Genomic DNA, 5,369 nt, shown 5'->3' with positions numbered 1-5,369 from the left:
AGGGCGGCGCGTGGCTCGCCGGAGCGGGCGCCGCCCTGGGCGAGCTGGCCGCCCTGACCGGTGCGCTCACCGCCTCGTCCGCCCTCGGTCGCGGCGTCTTCCCCGAGTCGCGGTACGACCTGGGCGTGACGGGCGGGTTCGGAGCCGACGGGGCCATGCAGCTCGTGCGCACGGCCGACGTCGCCGTGGTCTTCGGTGCCTCGCTCAACCAGTTCACGATGCGGTTCGGCGAGCTGTTCGCCCCGGGCACGCGGGTGTTCCAGATCGACGTCGCCCCGGCCGCGACGCACGCCCACGTCGGCGGGTTCGTGCGGGCCGACGCGCGGCTCGCCGCCGAGGCGCTCGTGACACGGCTCACCGGCGCCACTCCCCCGGCCGCCGGGGACGACCTCGGCGACGAGAGCCGGCACTCCGGCACCGGCTCCGCGGTGGAGCACGCGACGCCCGGCCGTCCGTGGCGCGAGAGCGTCGATGTCGCAGCCGCGCGCACGTACGACGCCGGTGACGAGCTCGCGCCAGACGGACGCCTCGACCCTCGCTCGGCCGCGCGCCGCATCGCCGAGCTGCTGCCGGAGGACCGCGTGGTGGTGTCGGACGGCGGGCACTTCATCGGCTGGGCGAACATGTACTGGCCGGTCCCGGCGCCCGACCGTATGATGATGGTCGGCACGGCGTTCCAGTCGATCGGTCAGGGCTGGCCGAGCGTGGTGGGCGCCGCCCTGGCCCGCCGGGACTCGACGATCGTGCTGACCTCGGGCGACGGTGGCGGGCTGATGGCGATCGCCGACCTGGAGTCGGCCGTCCGCGCCGCGGGTGGCCGCGGGCTGGCGGTCGTGTGGAACGACGCGGCCTACGGCGCCGAGGTCAACCTCTACGGCCTGAAGGGACTCGCCGAGGCGCCGATGCGCATCCCCGAGGTCGACTTCGCGGCGTTCGGTGCCGCGGTCGGGGCGGAGGGGCTGGTGGTGCGCACGCTGGCCGACCTCGACCGGCTCGCCGCGTGGACCGCCGAGGATCCGGCGACGCGCCGCTTCCTCGTCGTCGACCTGCGCATCTCCGGCGACGTGATCGCCCCGTATCAGCAGGAGATCATCCGCGTGAACTCCTGACAGGGCCCGCCGCTAGGCTCGCCCCATGACGGATGCCCCCGAGATCCTCCGCTTCAGCGCGTTCGCGGCGACGCCGGACGGCGGCAACCCCGCGGGGGTGGTGCTCGACGCCGGAGGCCTCGACGATGCGGAGATGCAGCGGATCGCGGCCGACGTCGGCTACTCCGAGACCGCGTTCGTGACCGGCGCCTCCGATGACGGGGCGCGGCTGCGGGTGCGGTACTGGTCGCCGGCCGCGGAGGTCCCCTTCTGCGGTCACGCGACGGTGGCGACCGCGGTGGCGCTGGCGGAGCGCGACGGCCCGGGCACGGTGGTGTTCGAAACGGCCGCCGGTGCCGTGACGATGGAGTCGTTCGCCGACGCGGACGGGCAGGTGACGGTGTCGTTCACGAGCGTCGAGCCGCAGGTGCGCGACCTCGACCCGGTGGTGCGCGACCGGCTGCTCGGGCTGCTCGGGATGACCGCGGACGACGTCGACCCCCGCTTCCCCGTGCGGGAGGCGTTCGCGGGCAACTGGCACCCGATCGTCTTCGTCGCCGACCGTGAGCTGTTCCACCAGTTCCGCTTCGCCCCGGCCGCGGTCGCCGCCCTCATGCGCGAGCAGGGCTGGCTCGGCACGGTGACCGTGCTGCACGCCGAGGATCCGGCCGACATCGAGGCCCGCAACCTGTTCCCGGTCGGGCGCATCACGGAAGATCCGGCGACGGGTTCCGCGGCGGCCTCGGTCGGCGCGTACCTGCGCGCCCAGGGCTTCCCCGGCGACAGCGTGCGCATCCGCCAGGGCGCCCATGTCGGACGCCCCAGCGAACTGCGCGTGGCCGTGCCCGCGACGGGCGGCATCCTCGTCTCCGGCGGCGCGGTGCGGATCGGGTGACGCCCTCTCCCCGCCCGGCGCGCTTCGAGCGTTCGACGTGCTGTGGAGGGCACGGGTCGGCCGCCCGGACGTCCCGTGCCCGCGACGCGAACCCGCGCACGCGCCGAGACGCGCGTGTCCCTCAGCCCTGCGCGCTGTAGTCCGGGAGCTCCTGCAGGGTCCAGGTGTTGCCGTCGGGGTCGTCGAACGACACGAACCGCCCCCAGTCGAGCTCCTGCACCCCGCGCGCCTCGACGCCGAGACCGCGCAGATGAGCCAGCGCCTCGTCGGCATCCGGCACGACCACCTGGATCGAGTTCTGCTGCCCGGGCTCCAGCGCGACGCCGAGGCCCGTGCCGAACGCGATCGAACAGGCCGACCCGGGCGGCGTCATCTGCACGAACCGCAGCCCCTCCGTCGGCGTGTGGTCCCCGTCGGCGTGGAAGCCGACCCTCTCGTAGAACTCCTTCGACCGGTCGACGTCCGACACGGGCACGAAGATGAGCTCGATCTTCCACTCCATCACGCACTCCTCCTGTCCGGGCTCCCTCGCCCGTCGCGGCTCACGGTACGCCGGGGCACCGACACCCGCCGCCGCCGCGGCAGGGTCCGCGTCAGATCCAGCCCTTGTCCGAGGCGATGCGCACCGCCTGCGCCCGGTTGACCGCACCGGTCTTGCCGATCGCAGCCGACAGATGGTTGCGCACCGTGCCCGCCGACAGGAAGACCTCCGCGGCGATGGCGGCGGCGGATCGGCCGTCCGCGGCGAGCCGCAGCACCTGTCGCTCCCTGTCGCTGAGTGGATTCGCCCCGTCGAAAAGGCTCTCCTCGGCGAGCGCGGGGTCGAGCACCCGCAGCCCGGAGTGCACGCGGCGCACGGCCTCGGCGAGATCCTCCGCGGGAGTGTCCTTCACGATGAAGCCGCTCGCGCCCGCGTCGAGGGCCGACCGCAGGTACCCGGGCCTGGCGAACGTGGTCACCACGAGCACCCGCGTGCCCGGGCTGACCTCACGAATCCGCCGCGTCGCCTCGACCCCGTCCACGCCCGGCATCTGGATGTCCATCAGGCACACGTCGGGACGCACCTCGGCCGCCAGCCGCACCGCCTCCGCTCCGTCCGACGCCATGCCGCTCACGGTCAGGTCGGCCTCCAGGTCGAGCAGGGCCGCGAGCGCGCCGCGCACGAGAGCCTGATCGTCCGCGATCAGCAGCCGGATGCTGTCGCCCGCTCCCGTGTCCGCGTTCACCACGTCACCTCCACCCGCGTGCCCGACGCCCCCGCGGGTCCGATCAAGAACGACGCTCCCGCGGCCGCGGCGCGCTCGCGCATCCCGCGGACGCCGTTGCCGTCGACGGCGCGGGAGGCGCAGCCGATGCCGTCGTCCTCCACGACCACCCGCCCCGGCGCGAGCAGCACCCGAACCGTGTCGGCTCGCGCGTGACGCAGGACGTTCGTGGTCGCCTCGCGCAGGATCCAGCTCGCGGTGATGGCCTGCGCGGGCGAGAGCGCCTCGGGCCCGCCCGTGGTCTCGAGCCGGATGTCGGCCGCGCGCAGGGAGTCCCCCGTCGCGGCGAGCTGCTCGATCAGCGTGGTCGCACGCACCCCCGAGACGGTCTGCCGCACGCCCGCGATGGCTTCCGCGGTCAGGCGCTCGATGTCGGCGAGCTCGGCCCGCGCCCGCTCGGGGTCCGTGTCCATCAGGCGTCGCGCGAGCTGGGCCTTGAGGCCGACGACGGTCAGCGAGTGGCCGATGAGGTCGTGCACGTCGCGTGCGACCGCCTCGCGCCCCTCGCTCGTCGCCAGCTCCAGTCCGAGGCGCTCCGCCTCGGCAGAGCGCAGGATCAGCCAGGTCGACACCGTGTTGACGACCCCGAGCAGCGCCACGATCGCCAGGACCGACGCGTACGTCAAGTTGCCGGGGATGAGCAGCACGCACCCCGCGGCGACCACGACCGCCGCCACGGTCGCGATCCAGTGCCACACCCGGGTGAGGCCGTACGACGCGAACGACATGATGAACGGAAGGAAGCTCAGCGCCGAACCGCCGACCGCCGGCACGGTCACGAGTGCGCACGCGATGAGCAGCGCGAAGGTGATCCACTGGCGCGGCGTCGGGGGCCGCCCGAGCCCTCCGCCGCCGCGCATGCCGTGCAGGAACCCCGTGACGTACAGGACGATGAAGGCGACGAGCGCCACCCAGCCGGTGACGACCCACCCGAGCGGTGCGGTCGAGTGCAGCAGGGCGATCACCGGGTACACCAGGAACACGAGCCAGATGACGGCCATCAGCCATCCGAACCGTGCCCACGGCTCCTTCCCGGAGCGGTCCGCGGCGCCGGGAGGCGGCGACGCGACCGGAGCTCCGGCCGCGCCGGACCGGAGGGCGTCGCGGGAGGCTCGGGGGCTGCCGGAGCGCTCCCGCTGCGTGCGCTGCGTCATCCGTCCAACCTACTGTCGGCCGGCGCGGGTCACTGCCGCGCCCGGGAGCGCCGCATGCCCATCGCGACCAGCACCGCGAACACCGCGAGCCACACGGCCACGTTGAGGAAGAGCATCCACAGCGGGTCGGTCTGCCCGGTCGTCAGCACGCCCTCGGTGAGCGGCCAGCGGCTCAGCGCGACGAAGCCGTAGAGCGGCGTGAAGCGGGCGATGTCGAGCATCACCCCGTCGAGCGGCATGAACACGTTGCCGAAGAACGCGAAGAACGTCATCGAGATGGACGCGAGGGCGGCGGCCGAGTCGGAGCTGAAGAACAGGCCGACACCGAGACCGAAGAGCCCGTACATGAGGCCGATGCCGAGGATGATGCCGGCGGTCGCGGCCCAGCGCCACCCGTCCTCGACCTCTGCGCCGGTGAGCATGCCGGCGACGAACACGGCCACGAGGGCCAGAGCCGCGAACGACACCGCGGTCAGCAGCTTCGTGAGCGCGTACCCCGCCGTGGTGAGCGGGGTCATCGCCAGCTGGCGCCCCCACCCCTGCTTGGCCTCGGTGGCGGCGAGAGACGTGAGCGAGCTCATCGCGACCGCCGTGCCGTAGGCGGCCATCGACGTCATGACGTAGAAGGAGACGTTGCCGTTCCCCGCGGACAGGGTGCCGTAGCCCATGCCCGCCCCGAAGAGCAGATACATGGCGACGGGCATCGCCAGGGTGAACGCGAGGGTGTACGGGTTGCGCAGCTGGCGGACGCCTTCGATGCGCAGCATGGTGGGTGAGACGAGCATGGTCAGTCCTCCGTGAGAGCGGTGAAGGCGGTCTCGAGCGTGGGCGCGGCGATCTCCAGGTCGTGCGCACCGCCGTCGAGCAGGATCCGGGCGGCCGCGTCGGAGTCGGTCGCGCGCAGGCTGAGGCGGTCCCCGTCCCGGCGCACCCCGGTCACGCCCTCGGCGGCGGCCACCGCGGCGAG

At 73.6% G+C, this 5,369-nt stretch carries 6 protein-coding genes and 1 pseudogene; 2 read left to right on the top strand and 5 right to left on the bottom strand.

The window, feature by feature from the left end:
• A partial coding sequence (locus DW297_RS00210; RefSeq protein WP_136028506.1) for a thiamine pyrophosphate-dependent enzyme occupies nucleotides 1–1,109 on the top strand: 1,109 nt, incomplete at its 5' end.
• A 25-nt stretch (nucleotides 1,110–1,134) separates the two neighbouring features.
• Nucleotides 1,135–1,983 carry a PhzF family phenazine biosynthesis protein gene (locus DW297_RS00205; protein WP_136028505.1) on the top strand — a complete coding sequence of 283 codons (849 nt, stop codon included), beginning with the start codon at nucleotides 1,135–1,137 and terminating at the stop codon, nucleotides 1,981–1,983.
• 121 nt (nucleotides 1,984–2,104) lie between these two features.
• Here the strand turns inward: DW297_RS00205 and DW297_RS00200 are convergent, their stop codons facing one another.
• From DW297_RS00200 to DW297_RS00180, 5 genes and pseudogenes are all read right to left on the bottom strand, one after another.
• Nucleotides 2,105–2,485 carry a VOC family protein gene (locus DW297_RS00200; RefSeq protein WP_136028504.1) on the bottom strand — a complete coding sequence of 127 codons (381 nt, stop codon included), beginning with the start codon at nucleotides 2,483–2,485 and terminating at the stop codon, nucleotides 2,105–2,107.
• A gap of 91 nt (nucleotides 2,486–2,576) precedes the next feature.
• Nucleotides 2,577–3,212 (bottom strand): response regulator transcription factor, encoded by a 636-nt coding sequence (locus DW297_RS00195; protein ID WP_136028503.1) that lies wholly within the window; start codon nucleotides 3,210–3,212, stop codon nucleotides 2,577–2,579.
• Nucleotides 3,206–4,402 (bottom strand): sensor histidine kinase, encoded by a 1,197-nt coding sequence (locus DW297_RS00190; protein WP_136028502.1) that lies wholly within the window; start codon nucleotides 4,400–4,402, stop codon nucleotides 3,206–3,208. Before DW297_RS00190 ends, DW297_RS00195 begins: the two co-directional genes overlap by 7 nt.
• Nucleotides 4,403–4,431: 29 nt before the next feature.
• Nucleotides 4,432–5,187 (bottom strand): ABC transporter permease, encoded by a 756-nt coding sequence (locus DW297_RS00185; RefSeq protein WP_136028501.1) that lies wholly within the window; start codon nucleotides 5,185–5,187, stop codon nucleotides 4,432–4,434.
• A 2-nt stretch (nucleotides 5,188–5,189) separates the two neighbouring features.
• Nucleotides 5,190–5,369, bottom strand: a pseudogene (locus DW297_RS00180) (ABC transporter ATP-binding protein); the annotation flags it as partial.

Source organism: Microbacterium sp. PF5 (genome assembly GCF_004794315.1).
GTDB classification, from domain to species: domain Bacteria; phylum Actinomycetota; class Actinomycetes; order Actinomycetales; family Microbacteriaceae; genus Microbacterium; species Microbacterium sufflavum.
The sequence above is the reverse complement of the archived record's forward strand: the minus strand, read 5'-3'. Positions and strand labels throughout refer to the sequence as shown.